This is a genomic window from Bradyrhizobium sp. STM 3566 (assembly GCF_045571445.1).
In the GTDB taxonomy this organism is placed as follows: domain Bacteria; phylum Pseudomonadota; class Alphaproteobacteria; order Rhizobiales; family Xanthobacteraceae; genus Bradyrhizobium; species Bradyrhizobium vignae.
The window spans coordinates 7281780-7303736 of the sequence record NZ_CP120692.1 but is presented as its reverse complement, the minus strand read 5'-3'; the positions used below and the strand labels follow the sequence as shown (position 1 = coordinate 7303736).

Here is a 21957-nt window from a genome sequence, read left to right as displayed (position 1 = left end):
CCGGTTCTGGCGCTCAGACCCCGTCGAGGATGATCACGGTCGGGCTCGTCGGCAGCGTATCCCGCGACATCCGGAACGAGCGCTCGATGCGCCGGTCGATTTCGAACTCCTGGCCGATCCGGCGCATGAAGTCGTCTAGCGGGGTGGCGAAGCGGTGCATCGGCAGCACCACCGAGGCGCGCAGCCGCTTGGTGATCTCGGAGATGCCGTCCAGTGACATGGTGTAAGTGCCGTCGATCGGCACCATCACGATGTCTAGCCGTCCGATCTGGGCAAAATGGCTGTCGTCCAGCTTGTGGTGAAGGTGGCCGAGATGGCCGATGCAGAGGCCGGCCGCCTCGAAGATGAAGATGGAATTGCCGTCGCGGATCATGTCGCTGCCGGCATCGTCGCCGTAATAGCGGCGGATGTCGGTCGTGACGTTGCGGATGAAGGTGTCGCTGATACGCTCCGACACGATCGCCGGCTTGCCGTCGTCGCTCCAGCCATGCAGCACGTGGGGAATGCGCTTGTCCGGGTACAAAGAGTAGTGCGTGCTGTGCGCCCGGTTCATGGTGACGACATCGGGCAGCCGCCCGACCTGGTATGCGCCGCTATAGTCGGTCGCGATGCGCAAGCCGGCGGGCGTGTCGATGAAATAGGTGGAGTGGCCGGCATAGGTGATCTCGACCTCGGCCGCAGCTGTCGCCTGCCTGAAGACGACCGGCATGACCCGCGGCGCCGCATTGGCCATCGCCAGGCATTCGCTGCGCTGTGGCTGCTGGGCGAAGGCAGGGGTCAGCAGCCAGCCGAGGAACGCCAAAGCCGCCAGCCATAGTCGTGACATCACTGATCCGTCCGCCATTCAGTCGACGATCCGGTCACTGTATCTTCGAATTGTTCCGGCGTCATGCCGCCGAGGGCATGATTCGGAAAAGTGACGCAGCTCAGAAGAGCTGGGCGGTGACATAGTGGGTCGCACCGCTGGTGTTCTGGACGCTCAGCGCATAGGTCGAGACATCCGCGGCGATGCCGGTCCAACCGAGCTGCAGCGTACCGGACCCGAATCCGATATAGCCGCTGGTGCCTATGGTTCCGAACGCCGGCGACGGCGTGATTGTCGGTGCACCACCCTCCCGTACTGCCGGTCGAGCTTGCCGACAGGTTGATGTTCTGCAGGTCCTGATAGGGAAAGCCGCTCTTGACCACGGGTCGTCCGCTCGTCCGCTCGTCCATGAGCAGGCCGAGATTGTTCGAGAACGTGTAACTTGTCGGAAGATTGCCGGACCACGTGTTGGCGAGCGCCATCGGCATGGGTACGGTCGTGCCGGAGAGGTCGTTGTCGACGAAGCTGATGTTGCCGCTGGTGCCGCTTTCGCGCGCCCAGACCGCCGGCGAGTCATTGCCGCAGGTCGCGTTCTGCACGTTGTTCAGGGCGAGTAGCAGTCGATCTGGAAACCTGCCAGCATGACGTTCGAGGCGCCATCGACGTTCAACACGCGGACCGTCGAGCTGCTCAGCGCGACGAGGATCATCTTGTTACTGACGCCGTCGGAGTTGCCATACCCAAAGGCGGAATAGCCGATCAGGCAGGCGCCGCTGGGAATAACGAGATTGTTGATCTTGTAGGTGCCCGGCGGGATGACCGCCACCGCGGGACCTGCGAGAGCGGCGGCGAAAGCTGCGGTACTGTCGACCGTGTTGGTTGGATCGGCGCCGAACTCGGGATCGGTGACCAGGTTGATCTTCAGATTTCCCGTTCTGGCCTGCAGGGTGGCGATCAGGTTCGCCATATAGGTTTGAAGGATGGCGATGGTCTGTGGGGCACCTGTCAAGAGATCGAGTCCTGATGCTGGAGGGAGGGTGTCTGAAAAAGAGACGATGCTGTCCGAAACTTGTCGGCTGTGTCCGCTCGTGGGACTTCAACTCTAGATTTTTCAAGTCATCGACGGTCAATCAGTCGAAGCGGGCGCTGCGTGGTTCCGCGACCACGTGCCACATTAAGCATGTATTCAACCCTTGCTTGTGACAGTCGCGTTTTCTGCCTACCCGTTTCCGATGGCCTCGGCTGAAAACGTCACCCGATATCATGCGCTCGACAGTTGGCGCGGCATTTGCGCCTGCATGGTTGCGCTGTTTCACTTCGACGTGATCAGCCATCTGTCCTTCCTGCCACTCACCAGACACGCCTATTTGTTCGTCGACTTCTTCTTCGTATTGAGCGGCTTTGTCATCGCCTCGAATTATCGCTCGCGCCTTGCCGAGGGCTTTGGCACCGGCCGCTTTCTCGTGCTGCGGCTGGGGCGCATCTATCCCCTGCATCTCGTGACGTTGCTGCTGTTCATTCCCATTGATGCTGCGAAGGACGGCATCCGTCCCAACCTTCTCCAGGCCATCGTCACAAACGTCCTTCTGCTGCAGGGCCTCGGCATCAATCCGCAAAACTGGCTGAACTTCGCGAGTTGGAGCATCAGCACCGAGTTCGCCGCCTATGCGATCTTCGCCGTCGTCGTAAGCCGGATCGGGCCGGCGATCTTGCCCTGGCTGCTCCCGATCATGGTCGGACCGGCCGTGCTCGCCACCATCAGCCCCGATGGGATGAATGCGACCTACGACTATGGTCTCGTGCGTTGCCTCTATGGCTTTGCGCTCGGCGTTGTCTGTTTCGATTTGCGAGAGCGCTTCCCGGTGTTGCGCGCACGCCTGGGGCCATCAGGCGAAACATGGCTCGAGGCGGCGAGCGTCATGCTCGTCGTGTTCTATGTTTCGGTCGCCGGAAGCAACGTCATACTGCAGGTGGCGTCGCCCATGGTGTTCACGCTGGTCGTTCTGGTGTTCGCGCGTGAGGCCGGTGCGGTCAGCCGTCGGCTGACGGCGCCATCCATGCTCATGATCGGCACACTGACTTATTCGATCTACATGCTGCATCCGCTCGTCAGAGCCGTTGTGCGGGCGATCCTCATGGTCGTCGAACGTCTCGGGCATATGGAGCTGTTTGTTTCCTATGCGCTGAGCTCGGGCCATGAACCGACGAAGGTGGTCTCCCTGAATGGATCGCTCTGGCTGGGGGATCTCCTGCAAATTGCAATGCTGCTGTCGACCGTGCTGCTGTCGGTTGCAACCTATCGCTTCGTGGAAGAGCCCGGACGGAACTGGGTCAGGCGCCTGACGGATCGGCGCAAGGCTGCCGCAGTGCGCAGCGCGCAGCCGGCCTTCGAGACCTGACGTGGCAGGATCGCGCGCTAGGGTATTCGCGCCAATCCGCCGCTTGCCTCGATCAGTTTCACGGCCCTCTTGTCGAAAGAGACGAAGGTATCGGCTCCAAGCCAGTTGCCCTCGTGGGCGATGACACCATCGGCGAAATCACCCCCGGCATCAAGGAACGCCAATCCGGCCTCGGCTGCGGGCCGGTCAACAACCGTATTGGAGGCATTGATTAAGTGCCGGATCGAAGCCGCGATATTGGCAGCCGAAGTCTTGTAGCCTCGAGAGAGAACCCAGGTCAGCTCGCATAATGCGGGGATCGAAATGGCTATGAGGTCTGCCTTCTTGAGAAGGGCTTCGGCCACCTTGCTCTGTTCGGCGTGATCTTCGACCAGAACCCGCACCAGGACATTGGTATCGGGTGTTATCTTCATCGCTTACCGGCCCAAGCGTCAGCAATGACCTCGTTCATTTCCTCGATCGACAGTGATCGATTGTTCGTTTTCCCTTTCAGGAAGCCGAAGGCATCCGAAATCTTTCCGGTTGGTCGAGCGGCTTTCACCTCAACTCGTCCCCCAGGAAGTTTTTCTATCGAGATCTTGTCGCCCGGATGTACACCGAGGTGTTCCAGGAGATCCTTCCGGAGCGTAACCTGCCCCTTTGCCGTGACAGTGAGCGTACTCATCGGAGCCTCAATCCTTGCTCGCCGATAAGTAAGGCGATTTAGCCTTACTTTCAAGTGAGTAGGCCCCCACTCCCGCTCTTACTCCCGCCTGGGGCTGAACTTCCAGGTAAGGGCGACGAGGCTCGCGGTGATCAGGCCGCTGATGAGGCCGGCCAGCGGCAGGGCGAGCAGCAGCGCGGCGGTCGCGGCCCAACCGATCGAGGAGAAGGCTTCGGCGAAGGTTGCAAGCCGCGAAGACGTCTGGCGGCGGCGGAATTGGCTGCGCCTTGCCTGCACCCGGAACCAGAGCTGGATCGCGGCCGCCGAGGCCGCGCTGACGATGATCGCGCCGGCACTCACCGCGGCCTGGAGCGGCGAGGCGAAGGCCAGCGCTCCGACCAGTGGGCAGAAGATGACTGCGATTGCGATCAGCACCACCTCGATCTTGGCGCGGATGACGCTGGACGGCGTCAACGGTGCTGTTGCGACCAGGTCGGGGGCGTCCTCGCCGGAGATCGTCAGCCAGGCGAGCCCGCCGGCGAGCTGTCCCGCCGCCATCACGATCACGGGCGTGATCAGCGTCAGAGCCGCGGAGCTTTCGGCAAAATTGCGCCAGAGCAGCAGCGCCGGCGGCACCAGATAGAGCAGCTGCATCAATGTCTGCGAGATCAACCAGGGATCGCGCCACAGCAGCATGAATTCCTTGCGCCGCAGCGCCTGCTGGCGCGATCCGCCGCGGAACGGGCGCTCCGTGGCGCGGACGCGGCCGGACGTGCCGTACGCCGCCGCATCGATCGCGGTGTCGGCGAATCGATGCGAGAATATCGCCATGACGCTTCCGAGCAGCACCAGAGCGAGCGCGAGAAGCAGCAGCAGCGCCTCGCTGTCGCCCATGGTTGCCCGGGCCGGCCACCACCAGATGCTGCCGATATCAGGCGCGTAGGCGGCAAGGCTCCCCGAGGTCAGGATGGTGAAGCGCGACAACGTGCCGTAGGAGATGATCGCGGCGATCTGAAGCGCGATCACGAAACCGGCGCCGATGATCGCGGCGAGGATCTGGGCAATCAGGCGCGTTCGCGCCGGGCCGATCAGCCGGAATAGGAGAATGGTGACGGCGATGGCGATCGCCGCGGCCGACAGGCCCATCGCAACGACGACGCCGAAGGCGGCGAGCCAGCGCACGCCGCCGCCGATCACGAGAACGTCGATGAAGGGCGTCCCGAACAGCAGCGCGAGCACGGTGACGGTCAGTGCGATCGCGGCGATGCGGACCGAGAACAGATTGGCCAAGGTCGCCGGCGAGGACATGATCAGGTCGAGATCGGCGCGGGCGTAGAACACCCGCGTCACCGATTCGATCGCCTGCGACAGCATCAAGGTCCAGGCGAGAAAGATCGTCGCCGAAATCACGATCAGCGAGGATTTGTCGAGCGGCAGCTGCAGGTCGGCGAAACGGCCGATCACTGCCCAGGCCGGCAGGTGCAGCAGCGCGGCGAAGCAGACGAGGCCGATCACGGCAGCGCGCGTACGTTTGCGCCGGCCGCCCGTCATCATGGCGACCCATTCGCGCCAGGCGAGCCGCAGCTCGTGGCGGGCAAACCAGGACAGCGCGGTTGCCGAGCTCATGCCGCAGCCTGAAGCGTCACCAGCGCGATGAAGAGATCCTCCAGGCTGGTGTCGGCATGGCCATTCCGCTGGCGCAGCTCGCTGAGCGTGCCCTCGGCGACCAGGCGCCCGGACGCGATCACACCGATGCGGTCGGCCATGCGCTCGGCGACCTCGAGAATATGCGTGGTCATGATCACGGTGCAGCCGGCACGCACGCGCGCGCTGAGCAGGCCCTTCACGTGGCGGGCGGAGACGGCATCGAGCCCCGTCAGCGGCTCGTCGAGGATGATGAGGCGGGGATCGTGCACCAGTGCTCCCGCGAGAGCGACCTTCTGGCGCATGCCCTTGGAAAAGCCCTCGCAGCGCTCGTGCCGGTGCGCCTCGAGCCCGAGCGAGCTGAGCAGCTCTTCCGCGACCGGTTCCGAGGCCGACGGGGCGATGCCCCAGAGCCCCGCGACGAATTCGAGATATTCGAGCGGGGTCAGCTTGTCGTAGATCATGGGCTCGTCGGAGACCCAGGCCATCACCTGCTTGGCGGCGGTGGGATTCTCCAGCGCATCGGTGCCGAAGATCGAGACCGCGCCGGCATCGGGCCGCAGCAGGCCCGCAACCATGCGCAAGCTGGTGGTCTTGCCGGCGCCGTTGGGGCCGACCAGGGCGTAGAATTCGCCGGCGTGAATGGTGAGATCGAGGCTGTCGACCGCCAGGCGGTCAAAACGCTTCGTTAACCCTCGAACTTCCAGCGCCGAGTTGCCCGGCTTCATGACGGCCATACCATCCGGTTTTGCATCGCCCGCGACCTTGACTTGAAGATGTTTCGGCACCGTGAATTTACGGCCGACAAATTCCGCCATCCGGGTTGGACTAAAGGCAAGTCACCGTTTGTTGACAGCGCGCGGGCGTTCAGGCTGAATTGATGCCGGACAAATGGCGCTAACGCAGCGAAACGACTGCGTAGCGACTGGACACAAGATGCGGCAAGGTGGTCACGAAGAACCGCCGGTTGCATCGGGAGGATGCGCGGCGATGCTGGATTTCGTTCAGCAGCTGGTCAGCGGTGTTGCGCTCGGCTGCGTTTACGGCCTGATCGCACTCGGTTTCGTGCTCGTCTACAAGGCCACCGAGGTCGTCAACTTCGCCCAGGGCGATCTGATGATGCTGGGCGGCTTCTTCGCCTTCACCTTCATCGGGATGATGGGCCTGAACTACTGGATCGGCTTTGCCGGTGCAGTGGCCGCGATGGCGCTGTTCGGCATGCTGGCCGAGCGCGTGGTGGTGCGGCCGATCCTCGGCTACCCGCAATTCTCGATCATCATGGCCACGATCGGCCTCGGCTATTTCCTGCGCTCGGTCGCCGGCATGATCTGGGGCACCGACGATTTGAAGATCGAGACGCCGTTCAGCCAGGGCGTGCTCCGCATGGGTTCGCTGGTGCTCGCCTACGACAAGCTCTCGGTGATCGCGGCGACGATGATCCTGTGCGCGCTGCTGTGGCTGTTCTTCAACAAGACCATGCTCGGCACCGCGATGCGCGCCAGCTCCGAGAACATGCTGGCGGCCTACTATATGGGCATCCCGGTCAAGCGCGTGGTGTCGGTCGTCTGGGCGATCAGCGCGGCGGTCGCGACCTGCGCCGGCGTGCTGCTGGCGCCGATCACCTTCATTCACTCCAATGTCGGCCTCGTGCTTGGCCTGAAGGCGTTTCCCGCCGCGGTGCTCGGCGGCTTCGGCTCGATCCCGGGCGCCGTGGTCGGCGGCGTCCTGATCGGCGTGATCGAGAGCATGGCCGGCTTCTACCTGCCCGAGGGCTGGAAGGACGTCGCGCCCTACGTGGTGTTGCTGACCGTGCTGCTCCTGAAGCCCGAAGGCCTGTTCGGCCTTCACGTCCGCAAGAAGGTCTGAACATCATGCGCTTCCTGTTCAAGACCGACTACGAGGACGATATCAAGCTGTTCCCGCATTCGGGTTACATCATCTCCTACGGCCTCCTGCTCGCGCTGCTGCTGATCGCGCCCTATGTGCTCTCCAGCTATTTGATGAGCCAGCTGGTGTTCGTCTGCATCTATGCAACCGTCGGCGTGGCGCTGCTGATCCTGACCGGCTTCACCGGCCAGGCCTCGCTCGGCCACGCCGCGTTCCTCGCGATCGGCGCCTACACCGCGGCCTATTTGCAGAAGTACAACGTGCCGTTCCCGGTCTACTTCCTCGCCGCCGGAGCCTCGACCGGCATCATCGGCGCGATGGTCGGTTTTCCCGCCCTGCGCCTGACCGGCATCTATCTCGTCATCGCCACCATCTCCTTTGCCCTGATCGTCGAGGAGATCCTGGCGCGATGGGAGAGCGTCACCAACGGCAATGAAGGCATGCGGGTCAAGACGCTGTCGCTGCTCGGCGTCACCGTGCCGCGCGACAGCCCGACATTTTATTACCTCTGTCTAGCCGTGCTGGTGCTGACCATCGTCGGCACGCTCAATCTCCTACGTTCGCCGACGGGCCGCGCCTTCGTCGCAATCCGCGACTCCGAGACGGCGGCGCGCAGCATGGGCGTCAATGTCGCGCTCTACAAGGTCAAGTCGTTCGCGATCTCGGCGACGATCACCGGCTTTGCCGGCGTGCTGTTCGCGCACAAGCTCTCCTTCATCTCGCCGGAGATGTTCACGCTGCAGCTCTCGATCGAGTTCATCATCGTGATCCTGATCGGCGGCACCTTCAGCCTGCACGGTGCGGTGCTGGGTGCGATCTTCATCGTGATGATCGATCCGTTCCTGACCTATCTCAAGGACGACATGCCCGGCATCATCGCCGGCATCGCCGCAACCTTCGGCGCGAGCCCGGCGACTGCGGGAAATATCCAGTCGAACGCCGCGGCTTTCGCTTCGCTCAATGGTTTGAAGGGAGCGATCTACGGCATCATCATCGTGCTGTTCGTACTGTTCGAGCCGCTCGGGCTCTACGGCCGCTGGCTGAAGATCAAGCTCTTCTTCCAGCTGTTTCCGCTCTACAAGCGCGCCACCTTCAAGCGGCAGAAGATCTACGTGAAGTCGGAGCGCAACCGATGAGCTATTTTCGCGCCGAGAACCTGTCGCTGCATTTCGGCGGCCTCAAGGCGGTCGATGCGGTCTCGTTCGCGGTGGAGAAGGGCGAGATCCTCTCGATCATCGGGCCGAACGGCGCCGGCAAGAGCTCGATCTTCAACCTGATCTCGCGGATCTACCGGCCGACCTCGGGCCGCATCTTCTTCGAGGACCAGGACATCACCGAGCAGCCGCCCTACGACATCGCCAAGCTCGGCATCGCCCGCACCTTCCAGAATATCGAGCTGTTCGAGAACGCGACCGTGCTGTCGAATTTGCTGGTCGGGCGTCACCGCCATTCCACCACGCAGCTCTGGCAGGAGCTGCTGTTCCTGCCGAGCGTACGTGCCAACGAGAAGGTGCATCGCCGCAGGGTCGAGCAGGTGATCGAATTCCTCGATCTGGAACCCTATCGCGACAAGCTGATCTCGGGCCTGCCTTACGGCGTGCGCAAGGTGATCGAGCTGGCGCGCGCCCTGTGCTCCGAGCCGAAGCTGATCCTGCTCGACGAGCCGTCCTCCGGCCTCAACGTCGAGGAGACCGACGACATGTCGTTCTGGATCCGCGACATGAAGAGCGAGCTCGGCGTCACCGTGTTGATGGTCGAGCATGACATGTCGCTGGTGAACCGCGTCTCCGATCGCGTCATCGCGCTGAACTATGGAAGGGTGCTCGCCATGGGCTCGCCCGCCGAGGTGCAAGAGCACCCCGACGTCGTCGCGGCGTATCTGGGAGCCTGACGCATGGAAGCCGCGGTGACCCCGGACATCATCCTGAAGCTCTCCAACATCGAGAGCTATTACGGGCCGATCATGGCGATCCGCGGCATCTCGCTGGAGGTGCCGCGCGGACGCATCGTCACGCTGCTGGGCGCCAACGGCGCCGGCAAGACCACGGTGCTGAAGACGATCTCGGGCATCCTCGATCCGCAGAAGGGGACGATCGAGTTCATGGGCAAGCCGATCCAGCGCATGGAGGCTGACCGGATCGTGCGGCTCGGCCTCAGCCATGTGCCGGAAGGACGCGAGGTGTTTCCGTTCCTCTCCGTGCGCGAGAACCTGATGATGGGCGCCTATCCGCGCAAGGACCGCGATGGCGTCGTGGAGGATCTGGAGCGCGTCTACGGCTATTTCCCGCGACTGAAGGAGCGCATCGACCAGCCGGCCGGTCAGCTCTCCGGCGGCGAGCAGCAGATGCTGGCGATCGGACGCGCGCTGATGAACCGGCCGACGCTGCTGCTGCTTGACGAGCCCTCGCTCGGTCTGTCGCCGCTACTGGTGAGGGAGATCTTCACCATCATCCGCCGGGTCAACGAGGAGCAGGGCATGTCGATCCTTTTGGTCGAGCAGAACGCCAAAGTCGCGCTGGAGACGGCGCATTACGGCTATGTCCTGGAGATCGGCCGCATCGTGATGAACGACACCTGCGACCGCTTGATGCATTCCCAGGACATCCAGGAATTCTACCTTGGCGCCAAGGAAGCGGGCGCACGCGGCGAGCGGCGCTGGAAAAAGAAGAAGACATGGCGGTGAGGAAGAGCTGGCAGTAAGATGAGCTCGTCATCCGCAACATAGACCGCCGGCAAGGCAGGCAGCGGAGGCAGGCGACAGGGAGGAGAGGCGCATGGTCCGACCGGCGGTGCTGACGGTCGCTGATACGATCGCAAAGAGCTTTCTGCGCGCCGCCGAGACGCGGGGCGATCGGCCTGCGATCCGCGAGAAGAAGTTCGGCATCTGGCAGCCGACCAGCTGGCGCGAATGGCTCGCGATATCGAAGGAGGTCGCCTACGCGCTTCGCGCCATCGGCTTCCTGCCCGGCGACGTCGCCTCCATCATCGCCAATGCCGTGCCCGAATGGGTCTACGCCGATATGGGGATATTGTGCGCCGGCGGTGTCTCCTCAGGAATCTATCCGACCGATTCCCCATCCCAGGTCGAGTATCTCGTCAACGATTCCCGCACCAAGGTGATCTTCGCCGAGGACGAGGAGCAGCTCGACAAGATCCTCACCTGCCGCGCGCGGTGTCCGTCCCTGCAGAAGATCATCGTGTTCGACATGGAGGGGCTCAGCGGCTTCTCCGACGACATGGTGATGTCGCTCGACGAGTTTCGCGCGCTCGGCCGCAACCACATGGTCGGCCGCGAAGCGCTGTGGCAGGAGATGATCGACAGCCGCAGCGCCGGCGATCTCGCGATCCTCGTCTATACGTCCGGCACGACCGGTCCGCCCAAGGGCGCGATGCACGCCAACCGCGGCGTCACCCACCAGATGCGGCACGCCAACGACTTCATCCCGGCGCGAGAGGACGAGGACCGGCTGGTCTTCCTGCCGCTCTGCCACGTCGCCGAGCGCGTCGGTGGCTATTACATCTCGGTCGCGCTCGGCTCGGTGATGAATTTCGCCGAGAGCCCGGAAACCGTGCCGGACAATCTGCGCGAGGTGCAGCCGACCGCCTTCCTCGCGGTGCCGCGGATCTGGGAAAAATTCTACTCCGCCATCACCATCGCGCTGAAGGATGCGACGCCGTTGCAGCAATGGGTCTATCGCCGCGCCATCGGCATCGGCTATCGCATGGTCGACTACAGGCTCGAGGGCCGAGCGCCGCCGCTATCGCTACGCATCGCCAACCGCATCGCTTACCTGGTCGCCTTCCGCAACATTCGCCGCATGATCGGGCTCGACCGCTGTCGCATTGCGTTCACTGGCGCAGCGCCGATCGCGCCCGAGCTGATCCGCTGGTATCTCGCGCTCGGCATCGACATGCACGAGGTCTACGGCCAGACCGAGAATTGCGGGGTCGCCACCATGATGCCCGCGGACAGAATCAAGCTCGGCTCGGTCGGCACCGCCGTGCCCTGGGGCGAGGTCGCACTGTCGCCCGACGGCGAGATCCTGATCAAGGGCGAGTTCCTGTTCATGGGCTATTTGAACCAGCCGGAGAAGACCGCGGAAACCATCGATTCGCGCGGCTGGCTGCACACCGGCGACGTCGGCACCATCGACAATGAGGGCTTCGTCCGCGTCACAGACCGGATGAAGGACATCATCATCACCTCCGGTGGCAAGAACGTCACGCCGTCCGAGATCGAGAACCAGCTCAAATTCTCACCCTATATCTCGGACGCGGTCGTGGTCGGCGACAAGCGGCCCTATCTCACCTGCCTCGTGATGATCGACCAGGAGAACGTCGAAAAGTTCGCCCAGGATCACGACATTCCCTTCACCAACTATGCGAGCCTGTGCCGCGCGAGGGAGATTCACGACCTGATCGGGCGCGAGATCGAGCAGGTCAACGGCAACTTCGCCCGTGTCGAGACGATCAAGAAGTTTTATCTGATCGAGCGCCAGCTCACCCCGGAGGACGAGGAGCTGACGCCGACCATGAAGCTGAAGCGCGGCTTCGTGAACAAGCGCTACGCCGCCGAGATCGAAGCGATGTATCGCGAGCGTGAGGTGGCGTGACGCGTCTGCCTAGTCGAGAAGCGAAGGGGCTGTGGCCCTCGCCCTTCGTCCAACACGGGCCTTTAGGAGAGGAGACGTCGATGTCGAAATCGTTCAGCGCATTCGGCCTTGCTGTGAGTGCCGTGGTGCTCACCTGTCTGCCGGCCGGAGCGCAAACCAAGGTCACCAACGAGGGCATCTCGGCGACCGAGATCGTCATCGGCACTCACCAGGATTTGTCGGGTCCGATCAAGGGGTGGGGCGTGCCGGTCGCAAACGGCATGAAGATGGCGACCGAGGAGATCAACGCATCCGGCGGAATCAACGGCCGCAAGATTCGACTGGTCGTCGAGGACAGCGGCTATGATCCGAAAAAGGCCGTGCTGGCTTCGCAGAAACTGATCGAGCGCGACAAGATCTTCGCGATGGTGGGGCCGATGGGGTCGCCGACAGTGCTCGCCGCGCAGGACATCCTCTTCGACGCCGGCGTCCTGCAGCTCTTCCCGCTGACGGCGGCCGAGTTCACCTTCAAATTCGATCCGGCCAAGCCGCAGGAGCGATTGAAGTTCAACAATCTGCTGCCCTACGTCGAGAGCACGCGGGCCGCGCTGAAATACATGATGGAGTGGAAGAATTTCAGGAAGCCCTGCATCATGCATCAGGATGATGAGTACGGTAAGAACGTGCTCGACGGCTTCAACCAGCAGCTCACGGCCATGAAGGTGCAGCCGGCCTCGATCACGAGCTACAAGCGCGGCGCCTCCGATTTCAGCGCCCAGGTCGCCAAGATGAAATCCGATGGCTGCGACCTCGTCGTGCTCGGCACCGTGCTGCGCGAGACCATCGGGGCGATGACCGAAGCCAAGAAGCTCGGCTGGGACGTCACTTTCCTCGGCGCCACCCCCACCAACGTGATGGAGGTTCCGGCGCTGGGCAAGGACGCCGTCGAGGGTCTCTATGCCGCCAGCGGCTTCGAGATTCCCTATGAGGACACGGCCAAGGGCAAAGTGAAGGATTGGCTCGTCAACTACAAGAAGATGTTCGGCACGGACGCAAACACGCAGGCCATCATCGGCTACAATGCGATGATGACGTTTGCGTTCTACGCGAGCAAGGCCGGCAAGGATCTCACTGGCCAGAAGATGCTGGACGCGCTCGAGTCGGGCGAGAAATTCCTCGACATCTTCAACTCGCCGCCGACCAAGTTCTCCAAGACCGACCATCTTGCCAACACCATCACCCAGGTGCAGCAGGTCAAGGGCGGCCGTTGGGTGCTGGTGAAGGACAATCTGATGTTTTGATGCTTCTTCGCCTCTCCCCGCCTGCGGCAGGCCTATCGCATATGACTCGTTGCGGCGGCCTGCGCGCACACCTCGTCCTTCGAGACGGCGCTTACGCGCCTCCTCAGGATGAGGCCAATCGGCGTCAGTGCCGTTGAATCTGGCGCCGCGCACTCCGTCCTCATCCTGAGCAGCCCGCCTTAAGCGGGCGTCTCGAAGGATGGCCGCAGAGAAAAGCGCTCAAATGCGATAGCCCTGCTACGACCCCCCGCCTGCCGTCCCCGAATTCACCGGGGCCAGCTCGTCCTCACGGCAGCGCCAGCCGTCGGCGGCTTTCACGAAGGCGAAAGTTCGCTGGATCCGCAGGCGGCGCGTGACGTTGAAGGCTTCTGCGGAGCGCTCCTTGTTGCCGGCTCCCGGCTGCGGACGACCCGTCCTCGCGTCCCAGCAGGTCCCGGTGCAGGTGGAGGCGACCTTGCTGCACATGGTGAAGGGCGCCAGCACGGCCATCTCGATCTCGCCCGTGACCTGCGCCTCCTGCTCGGTCACCTGGCTGTCGAGCGCATAGACGCGGTTGATGCGCAGGAAGTTGCCGCAGGAATTGGCCGCATGGATTCGCGCGGCGCAGAAATCGACGGCGTCGGTGTCGGGCGAACGGGCCGCGACCTGCCGGCCGAACACCTTTTTGGGATCGCCCTTCGCCGCGCGGATTTCGTCGCTCTTGCGCTTCAAATGGTCGGCGAGGCAGTCCTCCGCGGATTCCAGCTCTTGCAGCGGCACGTTCTCCTTGCCGACCAGATTGCATTTGCGGTCGCGCTCTCGCGTCCACCTTCCATATTCGGCGAAGGCAAAGCGCGCGGCGGTCGGGTCCAGCTTGCCGATCAGACCGAGCACCTGGCCGTTGAGCTCGGTTTCGGCAAGCGCCAGCGACGGCTCGGCGCAGATCAGCGCGCCCGCCGCGGTGTTGGCCGCGAGGCAGTCGAAATCAGGGTCGCGCACGATAGCGGCGCGCTCTTCGGTGACCTTGAGCAGGCACCCCTTCACCCGGTCGAATTCGTCGGCGCGGATCGCGGTCTGGCCGACGATGCCGCAGCTGAGGTTGCGCTGGCGGATCCAGATCGCATTCTCCTCGATTGCGGGCAGGCGATCGGGCAGGCGGGCGAGCCGCGCCTCGATCGCGATGCTCAGATTCTCGGCGGCGGCGGCAAGCTCGGCGTCAGCGCAGAATAATTGGTTGCCGGGATCGCGAATCTGCTGGCAGTTGTTCTTGGCAAACAGCGGCAGCCTCTCGGTGACCGAGCGGTCGGATTGCGCGGACGCGGGCGCCGCCGAGAACGCCAGCAGCGCAAGCACAGACAGCACGATGAATCGCATTCCAGTCGCCCCCGCATGGAAGGCGCCATGCTAGCGTCTGGGATCGCGCGGCGAAATGGGTTTGTGTTGGGAGTGCAGCCGAGGTGATCAGCGCGCCTCGCCGGCCGCCATCGAGACCTGCACCGGTTCGTCGACATACTTCATCACCGCCGACCGGTAGAGCACGAACAGCGGCTGATAGCTCCGCGTCGCGTCGTCCCGGACCATCGTCATGCGGCGATTGTCGAGCATCAGCCACTGGCCGTCGAGCTTCGCTGCGGCAATCGCGTGCTCCTCGCCGGCCCTGACGTCGCGCACCACGACGATGCGGAGGTCTTCAGCGGCAACGCCCGCCAGTCGCAGCGCGGCCAGCTTGGCGATGGCATAATCCTCGCAATCGCCGGCGCCACGCGCGAAGGTCGCAAGCGGCGAGGTCCAGACGTCGTCGGTGCCGTCATTGGCGGCGTGGATGGCGAGGTTGATGGCGCGGTTGGTCTCGCCAAGGCGCGCGCGGCCGTCGCGGGCGCGGGCCTGGTCAACGATGGCGAGCAGTTTCAAGGCCGCCGGGGACGCGCAATTGTCGCGGTCGCCGTCGCAGAGTGCGAGCTGCACCATGTCGTCGTCGAACTTGTCTCTCAGTGCGGACCATTTCTGCTGCAGGCTGCCGGACGAGATGGCGAAGGCGAATACGCCGAACGGTTCGGCGGATTTGCGCACGAGGACGCCGGCGCCCGGCGACAGCAGCGTGCCGGCGCGTAGCTCGGCGGCCGATCCGAGCAGGACCAAGCCGCACAAGACAAGGATTGCGCGCCAGGCGCGCGAGCGAGCAGCGGTCTCCATCTGACATCCCCTTCCCGGGCTTCGCGAGATATCCTCGATCTCGACGTGCCGGGCTTTGTTGCTTTCGCGGAGATAGTGTGAGGCGGGCCGTTTTGTTCTGCTTAACGCGCCCAGCACGGGCCCTAAAACCGGGTGACAGGCTGAAACGGACATGCCCGAATTGCGTAAAATTTTACGATTCGAGGGCAAGGAGGGCCTCATTGCCGCGAAATCGAGCCAGTTGCAGGCAGAAGTTGCGGGGCTGCCGATTCCGCCTCTTATGGCTAAGAGCCCGCTATTTCACGGGTTCTGTTAGTTAGCTCACAGATTTGGCCCCGTATTTGCCGCAGGATGTTGCAGGGCACCACGAAGGAAAGATGACGCAAGTATCTGTTCAACCAACTGTACGATAGATGACTTGGGGTGACGGGAAATGCGTGCATCTAAGCTTGTTTCGACTTCAGAATGCTTGAAATATTACTTTGCCTTTTCTGGGAAAGCGCCGCCCTGGGGCGGCTGTTATGGCCAAGTGACGCGAAATCACACAAGCAGTAGACGGTTTCGCTAAGGACTTGGTAATGCTAAGCAAGCTTAAGCAGTCGATACTTACTTAGATTTTAACCTCTTTACGGTGCCCGGTTGAATTACGCTGGCAAATTTGACGCCGCGACCTCCTTGAACGGCGAGGGTTCCAGCGCGTCCGCCTATGTCCATGCCGATCCCTCTGTGGCCAAGCCCTTCATCGCAAAGGCGCATGGTCATGTGCCTGATGGCGCGTTCATTGTTCCCGACCCCAACCTGATCTTCAACGGCGAGTTCAAGCGCGCCGGCCTCGATCTCGTGCTGTCCCATGAAGGGCATGAGTTCGTGGTTCACGACTATTTCAGGGGCGACAAGCGCGCCGCGATCGCCTCGCCCGACGGCGCCCACCTCACCGGCGACATCGTCAACGCCCTCACCGGCCACGTCCAGATCGCCCAGGCTGCGCCCGGCGCCGCCGCGGCTCAGGTCATCGGTCATGTCACGAAGCTCGTGGGCAGCGCGACCGCGATCCGCAACGGCGTCTCGGTCATCCTGAACAACGGTGACAATGTCGAGAAGGGCGACGTGGTCTCGACCGGCGCCGACTCGACGCTCGGCATCACCTTCATCGACGGCACCGTGTTCGGCCTGTCCTCCAATGCGCGGATGGTGCTGAACGAGATGGTCTATGACCCCAACGGGTCGAGCAACTCCTCGCTACTCAGCCTGGTTGCGGGCACCATCACCTTCGTCGCCGGCGAGACCGCCAAGCACGGCGACATGAAGGTCGACACGCCGGTCGCGACCATGGGCATCCGCGGCACCGCGGTGCTGACCCAGATCAACTTCGTCGTTCCCGCCGGCGGCGGCGATCCGCAGCCGCAGGCGAGCTTCCAGGTGCTGGTCGAGCCGAATGGCACGACGGGCTCCTACATCCTGTTCGACAAGATCACACTGCTGCCGATCGCGACGGTCAACCAGGCCGGCCAGATGATCCAGATCAGCGGCGGCAACGTCTCGATCTCCAATGCGCTGATGTCGCCGGAGGTGCAGAAGCTGATCACGGACGTGTTCACGCTGAAGTTCACCGACAACAACACCAACACCAAGCTGACCACGAACTTCACCGACACGATCACACCGTTCGGCCAGGACCTGGTGTTCAAGTCGGGATCCGGCCCAGTCGTCATCGCGACGTTCGTCAACCTCAATCCGCAGGGACATGACAATCCTGGCACGTCCACGCCGCCCGTCGTCCGCATTCCCGGCCAGCCGATTGCGCAAAGCTTCGATCTCGGCGGCAATGTGAAGACGGCGTTCGCGCTGACCGAACGCGCGGACACCACCGGCGACACGCATGCCGACACGGTTTCCGGTCTGATCAGATTCGTCGATCAAAATCTCGGCGATCGGCCGTCGGTGAGCATGAGCCTCGCCGAGGCGCCGAACTATGTCTACAAGAACGCCGGCCAGCAGGACGTCACCAGCTCGCTCACCGCGCTGCAGAAGCAGGATATCGCGGCGACGCAAATCCACATCAGTGTCGTTGCCGACCCAGCCAACAACAACAACGGCTCGGCGGTCTGGACCTACACGATCCCGGACAAGGTCTTCGACTTCCTGGCCGCCGGCGAAACCCTGACGCTGACCTACATGGTCCGCGTCGATACCAATTTCGTAGTCAGCCCCGAGTCCGCGTTCATCCCGATCACCATCACGATCACGGGGACCAACGACAAGCCGACCGTCGCGACGTCGGGCGGAACCGTCATTGAGAAGGTCGGGAGCGGCAACGAGGCCCTCGACACCATCACGGGCACGGTCACCTTCGCCGACGTCGATCTGACGGACCGGCCGATCGTCAGCGCGGCGCTCTCGTCGAGTCAGCCGTTCAAATATCTCGATGCGCAAGGCCACGACGTCACCGCGACGCTGACGCCGCAGCAACTCGCCGCGATCGCAGCCGTCGAGGTGCCGCTGACGGTGGTGCAGGGCGCGGGGAACGCCAACAATGGCTCGGCGACCTGGACCTACAGCGTCCCCGACCACTTGTTCGATTTCCTCGCCGAAGGCGAGACGCTGACCCTCAACTATGTGGTGCAGGTCGATGACGGACATGGCGGCGTGGTCAGCACGCCGATCACGGTGTCCATCAACGGTGCGGACGTCAACGTCGAGGGCACCAACGACGTGCCCACGATCGTCGAGGACTCCACCACCTCGACCGGTGCGGTGACCGAGGATGCGGCGGCCACGCTCACCGCGAACGGCACCATCACCTTCAGCGATCCTGATCTCACGGACACGCACACCGCGAGCTTCGTCCTGAAGTCGACGAATTCGACCGTGCATCTGCCCGGATTCAACGACGGCACCTCGCATATCGGCACGTTCGCGCTTGAACCGGTGAGCGAGAGCCCAGGCGTCAGCTCCCGCGGGTCGGTCGGCTGGACCTTCACGATCGACGACAACGATCCGGTGCTGCAGTCGCTGGCCAAGGGCCAGACCATCACGCAGATTTATACCGTTACGATCGACGACCATCACGGCGGGACGGTGACCAAGGACGTCACGGTCACGATTACCGGCACCAACGACGCCCCGACCATCACGAGCGATGCAAGCGCGGCCACGGGGACCGTCACCGAGGACGCCGGCGCGACGCTGTCGACCGGCGGGACGCTGGCGATCCAGGATCTCGACCTAGTCGACACGCACACCGCGCAGGCCGTGTTCAAGTCGGCGACGTCGAGCGCGCATTTGCCGGGTTTCGACGGCAACACGCAGCTCGGGACCTTCACGATCGATCCGTCGGTGACCGAATCCAACAGCGACACCAGCAACGGTGCTACGCTGGGCTGGCACTTCACGCTCGGCAACGGCAATCCGGTGCTGCAGTCGCTGGCTGAGGGGCAGACCATCACGCAGGTCTATACCGTCACCTTCACCGACAACAACGGTGCGCAGGTATCCCAGGACGTCACGGTCACGATCGTCGGTACCAATGACGCGCCCACGATCACCAGCGATGCAGCAGCGGCCTCGGGGAGCGTCACCGAGGATACCTGCGCCACTCTGTCGATCGACGGCACGCTGGCAATCCAGGATCTCGATTTGATCGACACCCACACGGCGCAGGCCGTGTTCAAGTCGTCGACGTCAAGTGCGCATCTGCCGGGCTTCGACGATGACACGCCGCTCGGCACTTTCACGATTGATCCGTCGGTGCACGAATTCAACACCGACACCGACAATGGTGCGACCCTGGGCTGGCACTTCAGTCTCGACAACAGCAATACGGTGCTGCAATCGCTGGCCGAGGGCCAGACCATCACCCAGGTCTACACCGTCACCTTCATCGACGATCACGGCGCGCAGGTCTCGCAGGACGTCACCGTCACGATCAACGGTGCCAACGACGCGCCGACGATCACGAGTGATGCCGACGCGGCGAGGGGCGCGGTCACCGAGGACGAGGGCGCGTCGCTGACGACCGGCGGCACGCTGGCGATCCAGGACCTCGACCTGATCGACACCCACACGGCGGAGTGGTCGTTCAAGTCGTCGTCCGTCAGCACGGATCTGCCGGGCTTCGGGACCGGTTCGCATATCGGCACGTTCTCGATCGATTCGTCGGTGACCGAAGCCAGCAACGGCGCGACGCTGGGCTGGCATTTCACTTTGGACAATGACGATCCCGTGCTGCAGTCGCTGGCGGAAGGGCAGACCATCACTCAGGTCTACACCGTCACCTTCGACGACCACCATGGCGGCAAGGTTAGCCAGGACGTGACCGTCACGATCACCGGCACCAATGATGCGCCGGCGGTTTCCTATGTGACGTCGGACTACATGAATTTCGACGGCCAGACGATCGCCGTCGGCGAGGTGCCGACTGCGGCCACCGATGACGTGACGCTGGACGGCTGGGTCAACTGGAACGGCGCAGCAGATGCCGGTCACGGCCAGATCCTGTTCTACAACGGCAACACCTCGACCACCGGTTTCGGTCTCCTCGGCACCGTCAACACTGATGGCACGATGGAGCTGCAGATTCTAGCGGGCGGCCGCCAGATCGCCGATACCGGCGTGGCACTCACGGCGTCGCAGTGGCACAACATTGCGCTGACCCGCGAGAATGACACCTTCAAACTCTATCTCGATGGGCACCTCGAATATTCGCACTCATGGACGGTCAACCCGATCGACGGCAGTCCGTCGAATCCGTCTGCGTCCTACATGATGATTGGTGCCGCGAGCGACTCGGGCGCAGCGGGCTTCGGGGCGGAAGGCTTCTACGGCGCGATCGCCGATGTCAGCGTTTGGACCACCGCGCTCACGCAGGCGCAGATCCAGTCGATCGATTTCACCGCGCTCACGGGCAGTGAGACGGACCTTGCAGCGTATTATCAGCTCAGCGACGGCAGTGGGACCACGGCTTCCAATGCCGTCAACCCTGCCAAGAGCCTCGCAATCGAGGGTGATGCGGACTGGACGAGCGGCACCTCCGGCCCGGGTGGGACCATCGCCGATCTCATGGAAACCAATGCCGGCCAGCTTGCGCACGGTGTGCTGGCGGTCTCCGACGTCGACGCGATCGATCACGTCACGGTATCGGTCAGCCAGCTGCAGGTCTCTCTCGACGGCATAGCGCAAACCGGCAATGTCGGCGGGCTGTCCCATGAGGCGCTGTTGAACTATCTCGCCGTTCCGTCCGGCGATATCCTGAACGGCACCGCCACTCACGCACAGTTCAGCTGGTCCTTCAACTCGCAGGGACAGGCCTTCGACTTCCTCGCCGCCGGCCAGACGCTGTCGCTGCAATACACGATCGTTCCGTCGGATGCCCATGGTGCTGGCGCGGGCGCAGTCGTCACCGTCAATATCACCGGCACCAACGATGCGCCGAAGCTTGCCGATCTCCACATCGGCCCGCTCACGGACACGGCTGCGACCGACACCTTCCCTAGCCTCACCGGCCACCTCGCCGGGACCGACGCCGACAGCGGTGAGACGGCGACGCTGACCTATGCGGTCCTCAATGCGGATTGTCATGGGACGGCGACGGGACTGTACGGCTCGCTGACGGTCAACCCGGACGGCAGCTACAGCTACGTTCCGAACGCCGCCGCCATCAACGCGCTGCCGGAAGGCTCCTACTCGGATGTTTTCACGGTGCAGACCACGGACGTGCATGGCGCGACCGGCACTGCAACGCTCACGGTAGACCTGACTGGAGCCAACGACGACAGCGGCCCCGTCATCGATACCACGCACTTCTACGTCTGGCACGACAACGAGGGCGGCACTGATCTCATTACCCATCTAGCGGTCCTCGATACCGATCCCGACGCCGCGACGCATGACTTCAAGATCACGGCGGTCACCGCCCATGATCCGGACAGCAATGTCGATCCGGGCGCAGCGTGGGGATCCCTCGATGACATCAACTCGGTCCTCACGGATGGCGTCACTTGTTATCCGGGCGAGACGCCGCCGAATACCGATCAGATCACGCTTACGGTTACGGACAAGACCACCGGCCTGTTCGATACCGTCCACTTCATCTTCAACGAGGCGGGCGACACCGGCCAAGGCGTCACTCTGGAAGGCACCGACGGCAAGGATGTCATTTTCGCGACCGAGACGGGGGACACGCTGACTGGAGGCGCCGGCAAGGACCAGTTCGTGTTCTCGCCGGGCTCAATCGGCTATGGCCCTCAGCCGATCACCGATTTCACGCACACCATTATCGATTTCACGACTGGCGTGGACAAGATCGACCTGCGCCAGTTCTCGGACGTGAGCTCCATCAACGATCTCACCATCGTCCAGCAGTCCGGCGATGCGATGGTGACGTGGCAACAGCAGATCACTCGGCGCGAGGGGGCGCCTGTCATCGAGCACGAGTCCCTGCTGCTGCATAACGTCATTGCCGCGAACCTCAAGGCCGGCGATTTTATCTTCAATGCCTGATTGCCGGCGCGCCGCGCGTCTGCACACGCGATCCGCG

17 protein-coding genes are annotated in these 21957 nt (G+C 63.2%); 8 read left to right on the top strand and 9 right to left on the bottom strand.

Annotated features, from left to right (window positions below; genetic code table 11):
• Positions 1–13: 13 nt before the first annotated feature.
• The 3 genes from P6U27_RS34635 to P6U27_RS34625 are packed head-to-tail and all read right to left on the bottom strand — an operon-like array spanning position 14 to position 1814.
• Complete coding sequence (locus tag P6U27_RS34635) at positions 14–826, bottom strand: MBL fold metallo-hydrolase (protein ID WP_122405879.1); 813 nt, start codon at positions 824–826, stop codon at positions 14–16.
• On the bottom strand, positions 826–1404 hold the full coding sequence (locus tag P6U27_RS34630) for a hypothetical protein (protein ID WP_407193431.1): 579 nt from the start codon (positions 1402–1404) through the stop codon (positions 826–828). The genes P6U27_RS34635 and P6U27_RS34630 overlap by 1 nt, the downstream gene beginning before the upstream one ends.
• A gap of 5 nt (positions 1405–1409) precedes the next feature.
• On the bottom strand, positions 1410–1814 hold the full coding sequence (locus P6U27_RS34625) for a glycosyl hydrolase family 28-related protein (RefSeq protein ID WP_129142764.1): 405 nt from the start codon (positions 1812–1814) through the stop codon (positions 1410–1412).
• A gap of 223 nt (positions 1815–2037) precedes the next feature.
• Here P6U27_RS34625 and P6U27_RS34620 point away from each other — a divergent pair, with 223 nt between their 5' ends.
• Complete coding sequence (locus P6U27_RS34620; protein WP_122405876.1) at positions 2038–3204, top strand: acyltransferase; 1167 nt, start codon at positions 2038–2040, stop codon at positions 3202–3204.
• Positions 3205–3221: 17 nt separating this feature from the next.
• Here the strand turns inward: P6U27_RS34620 and P6U27_RS34615 are convergent, their stop codons facing one another.
• The 4 genes from P6U27_RS34615 to P6U27_RS34600 all read right to left on the bottom strand — a co-directional run bounded on the left by P6U27_RS34615 (position 3222) and on the right by P6U27_RS34600 (position 6219).
• A complete protein-coding gene (locus P6U27_RS34615; RefSeq protein ID WP_122405875.1) occupies positions 3222–3617 on the bottom strand; it encodes a type II toxin-antitoxin system VapC family toxin in 396 nt (131 codons plus the stop codon).
• Entirely contained in the window at positions 3614–3868 is a 255-nt protein-coding gene (locus P6U27_RS34610) for an AbrB/MazE/SpoVT family DNA-binding domain-containing protein (protein WP_122405874.1), read from the bottom strand. Before P6U27_RS34610 ends, P6U27_RS34615 begins: the two co-directional genes overlap by 4 nt.
• A 78-nt stretch (positions 3869–3946) precedes the next feature.
• On the bottom strand, positions 3947–5473 hold the full coding sequence (locus tag P6U27_RS34605; protein WP_122405873.1) for a permease: 1527 nt from the start codon (positions 5471–5473) through the stop codon (positions 3947–3949).
• On the bottom strand, positions 5470–6219 hold the full coding sequence (locus P6U27_RS34600; RefSeq protein WP_162500655.1) for an ABC transporter ATP-binding protein: 750 nt from the start codon (positions 6217–6219) through the stop codon (positions 5470–5472). The genes P6U27_RS34605 and P6U27_RS34600 overlap by 4 nt, the downstream gene beginning before the upstream one ends.
• 262 nt (positions 6220–6481) lie before the next feature.
• Between P6U27_RS34600 and P6U27_RS34595 the strand changes: the two genes are divergently transcribed.
• From P6U27_RS34595 to P6U27_RS34570, 6 genes are all read left to right on the top strand, one after another.
• Entirely contained in the window at positions 6482–7357 is an 876-nt protein-coding gene (locus P6U27_RS34595; RefSeq protein ID WP_122405871.1) for a branched-chain amino acid ABC transporter permease, read from the top strand.
• Between the two features lie 5 nt (positions 7358–7362).
• Positions 7363–8514: a branched-chain amino acid ABC transporter permease gene (locus P6U27_RS34590; protein WP_122405870.1), complete on the top strand. Its 1152-nt coding sequence runs from the start codon at positions 7363–7365 to the stop codon at positions 8512–8514.
• A complete protein-coding gene (locus P6U27_RS34585) occupies positions 8511–9269 on the top strand; it encodes an ABC transporter ATP-binding protein (RefSeq protein WP_129142761.1) in 759 nt (252 codons plus the stop codon). Before P6U27_RS34590 ends, P6U27_RS34585 begins: the two co-directional genes overlap by 4 nt.
• Positions 9270–9272: 3 nt before the next feature.
• Entirely contained in the window at positions 9273–10061 is a 789-nt protein-coding gene (locus P6U27_RS34580) for an ABC transporter ATP-binding protein (RefSeq protein WP_129142760.1), read from the top strand.
• 91 nt (positions 10062–10152) lie between these two features.
• Positions 10153–11991 carry a long-chain fatty acid--CoA ligase gene (locus tag P6U27_RS34575; RefSeq protein ID WP_209295515.1) on the top strand — a complete coding sequence of 613 codons (1839 nt, stop codon included), beginning with the start codon at positions 10153–10155 and terminating at the stop codon, positions 11989–11991.
• A gap of 80 nt (positions 11992–12071) precedes the next feature.
• A complete protein-coding gene (locus tag P6U27_RS34570) occupies positions 12072–13271 on the top strand; it encodes an ABC transporter substrate-binding protein (RefSeq protein ID WP_122405866.1) in 1200 nt (399 codons plus the stop codon).
• 237 nt (positions 13272–13508) lie between these two features.
• Here P6U27_RS34570 and P6U27_RS34565 read toward each other — a convergent pair whose 3' ends face one another.
• Entirely contained in the window at positions 13509–14624 is a 1116-nt protein-coding gene (locus tag P6U27_RS34565; protein WP_407193430.1) for a lysozyme inhibitor LprI family protein, read from the bottom strand.
• A gap of 87 nt (positions 14625–14711) precedes the next feature.
• Positions 14712–15443, bottom strand: a complete 732-nt coding sequence (locus tag P6U27_RS34560) for a transglutaminase-like cysteine peptidase (protein ID WP_407193429.1) — start codon at positions 15441–15443, stop codon at positions 14712–14714.
• A 618-nt stretch (positions 15444–16061) separates the two neighbouring features.
• Here P6U27_RS34560 and P6U27_RS34555 point away from each other — a divergent pair.
• A complete protein-coding gene (locus P6U27_RS34555; protein WP_407193428.1) occupies positions 16062–21920 on the top strand; it encodes a VCBS domain-containing protein in 5859 nt (1952 codons plus the stop codon).
• Positions 21921–21957: the final 37 nt, after the last annotated feature.

Coding starts and splice junctions, on each gene's coding strand:
- P6U27_RS34575 (WP_209295515.1), top strand. CDS start 10,153: ATGGTCCGACCGGCGGTGCTGACGGTCGCTGATACGATCGCAAAGAGC.
- P6U27_RS34635 (WP_122405879.1), bottom strand. CDS start 826: ATGTCACGACTATGGCTGGCGGCTTTGGCGTTCCTCGGCTGGCTGCTG.
- P6U27_RS34585 (WP_129142761.1), top strand. CDS start 8,511: ATGAGCTATTTTCGCGCCGAGAACCTGTCGCTGCATTTCGGCGGCCTC.
- P6U27_RS34570 (WP_122405866.1), top strand. CDS start 12,072: ATGTCGAAATCGTTCAGCGCATTCGGCCTTGCTGTGAGTGCCGTGGTG.
- P6U27_RS34580 (WP_129142760.1), top strand. CDS start 9,273: ATGGAAGCCGCGGTGACCCCGGACATCATCCTGAAGCTCTCCAACATC.
- P6U27_RS34595 (WP_122405871.1), top strand. CDS start 6,482: ATGCTGGATTTCGTTCAGCAGCTGGTCAGCGGTGTTGCGCTCGGCTGC.
- P6U27_RS34565 (WP_407193430.1), bottom strand. CDS start 14,624: ATGCGATTCATCGTGCTGTCTGTGCTTGCGCTGCTGGCGTTCTCGGCG.
- P6U27_RS34560 (WP_407193429.1), bottom strand. CDS start 15,443: ATGGAGACCGCTGCTCGCTCGCGCGCCTGGCGCGCAATCCTTGTCTTG.
- P6U27_RS34605 (WP_122405873.1), bottom strand. CDS start 5,473: ATGAGCTCGGCAACCGCGCTGTCCTGGTTTGCCCGCCACGAGCTGCGG.
- P6U27_RS34615 (WP_122405875.1), bottom strand. CDS start 3,617: ATGAAGATAACACCCGATACCAATGTCCTGGTGCGGGTTCTGGTCGAA.
- P6U27_RS34590 (WP_122405870.1), top strand. CDS start 7,363: ATGCGCTTCCTGTTCAAGACCGACTACGAGGACGATATCAAGCTGTTC.
- P6U27_RS34610 (WP_122405874.1), bottom strand. CDS start 3,868: ATGAGTACGCTCACTGTCACGGCAAAGGGGCAGGTTACGCTCCGGAAG.
- P6U27_RS34620 (WP_122405876.1), top strand. CDS start 2,038: ATGGCCTCGGCTGAAAACGTCACCCGATATCATGCGCTCGACAGTTGG.
- P6U27_RS34600 (WP_162500655.1), bottom strand. CDS start 6,219: ATGAAGCCGGGCAACTCGGCGCTGGAAGTTCGAGGGTTAACGAAGCGT.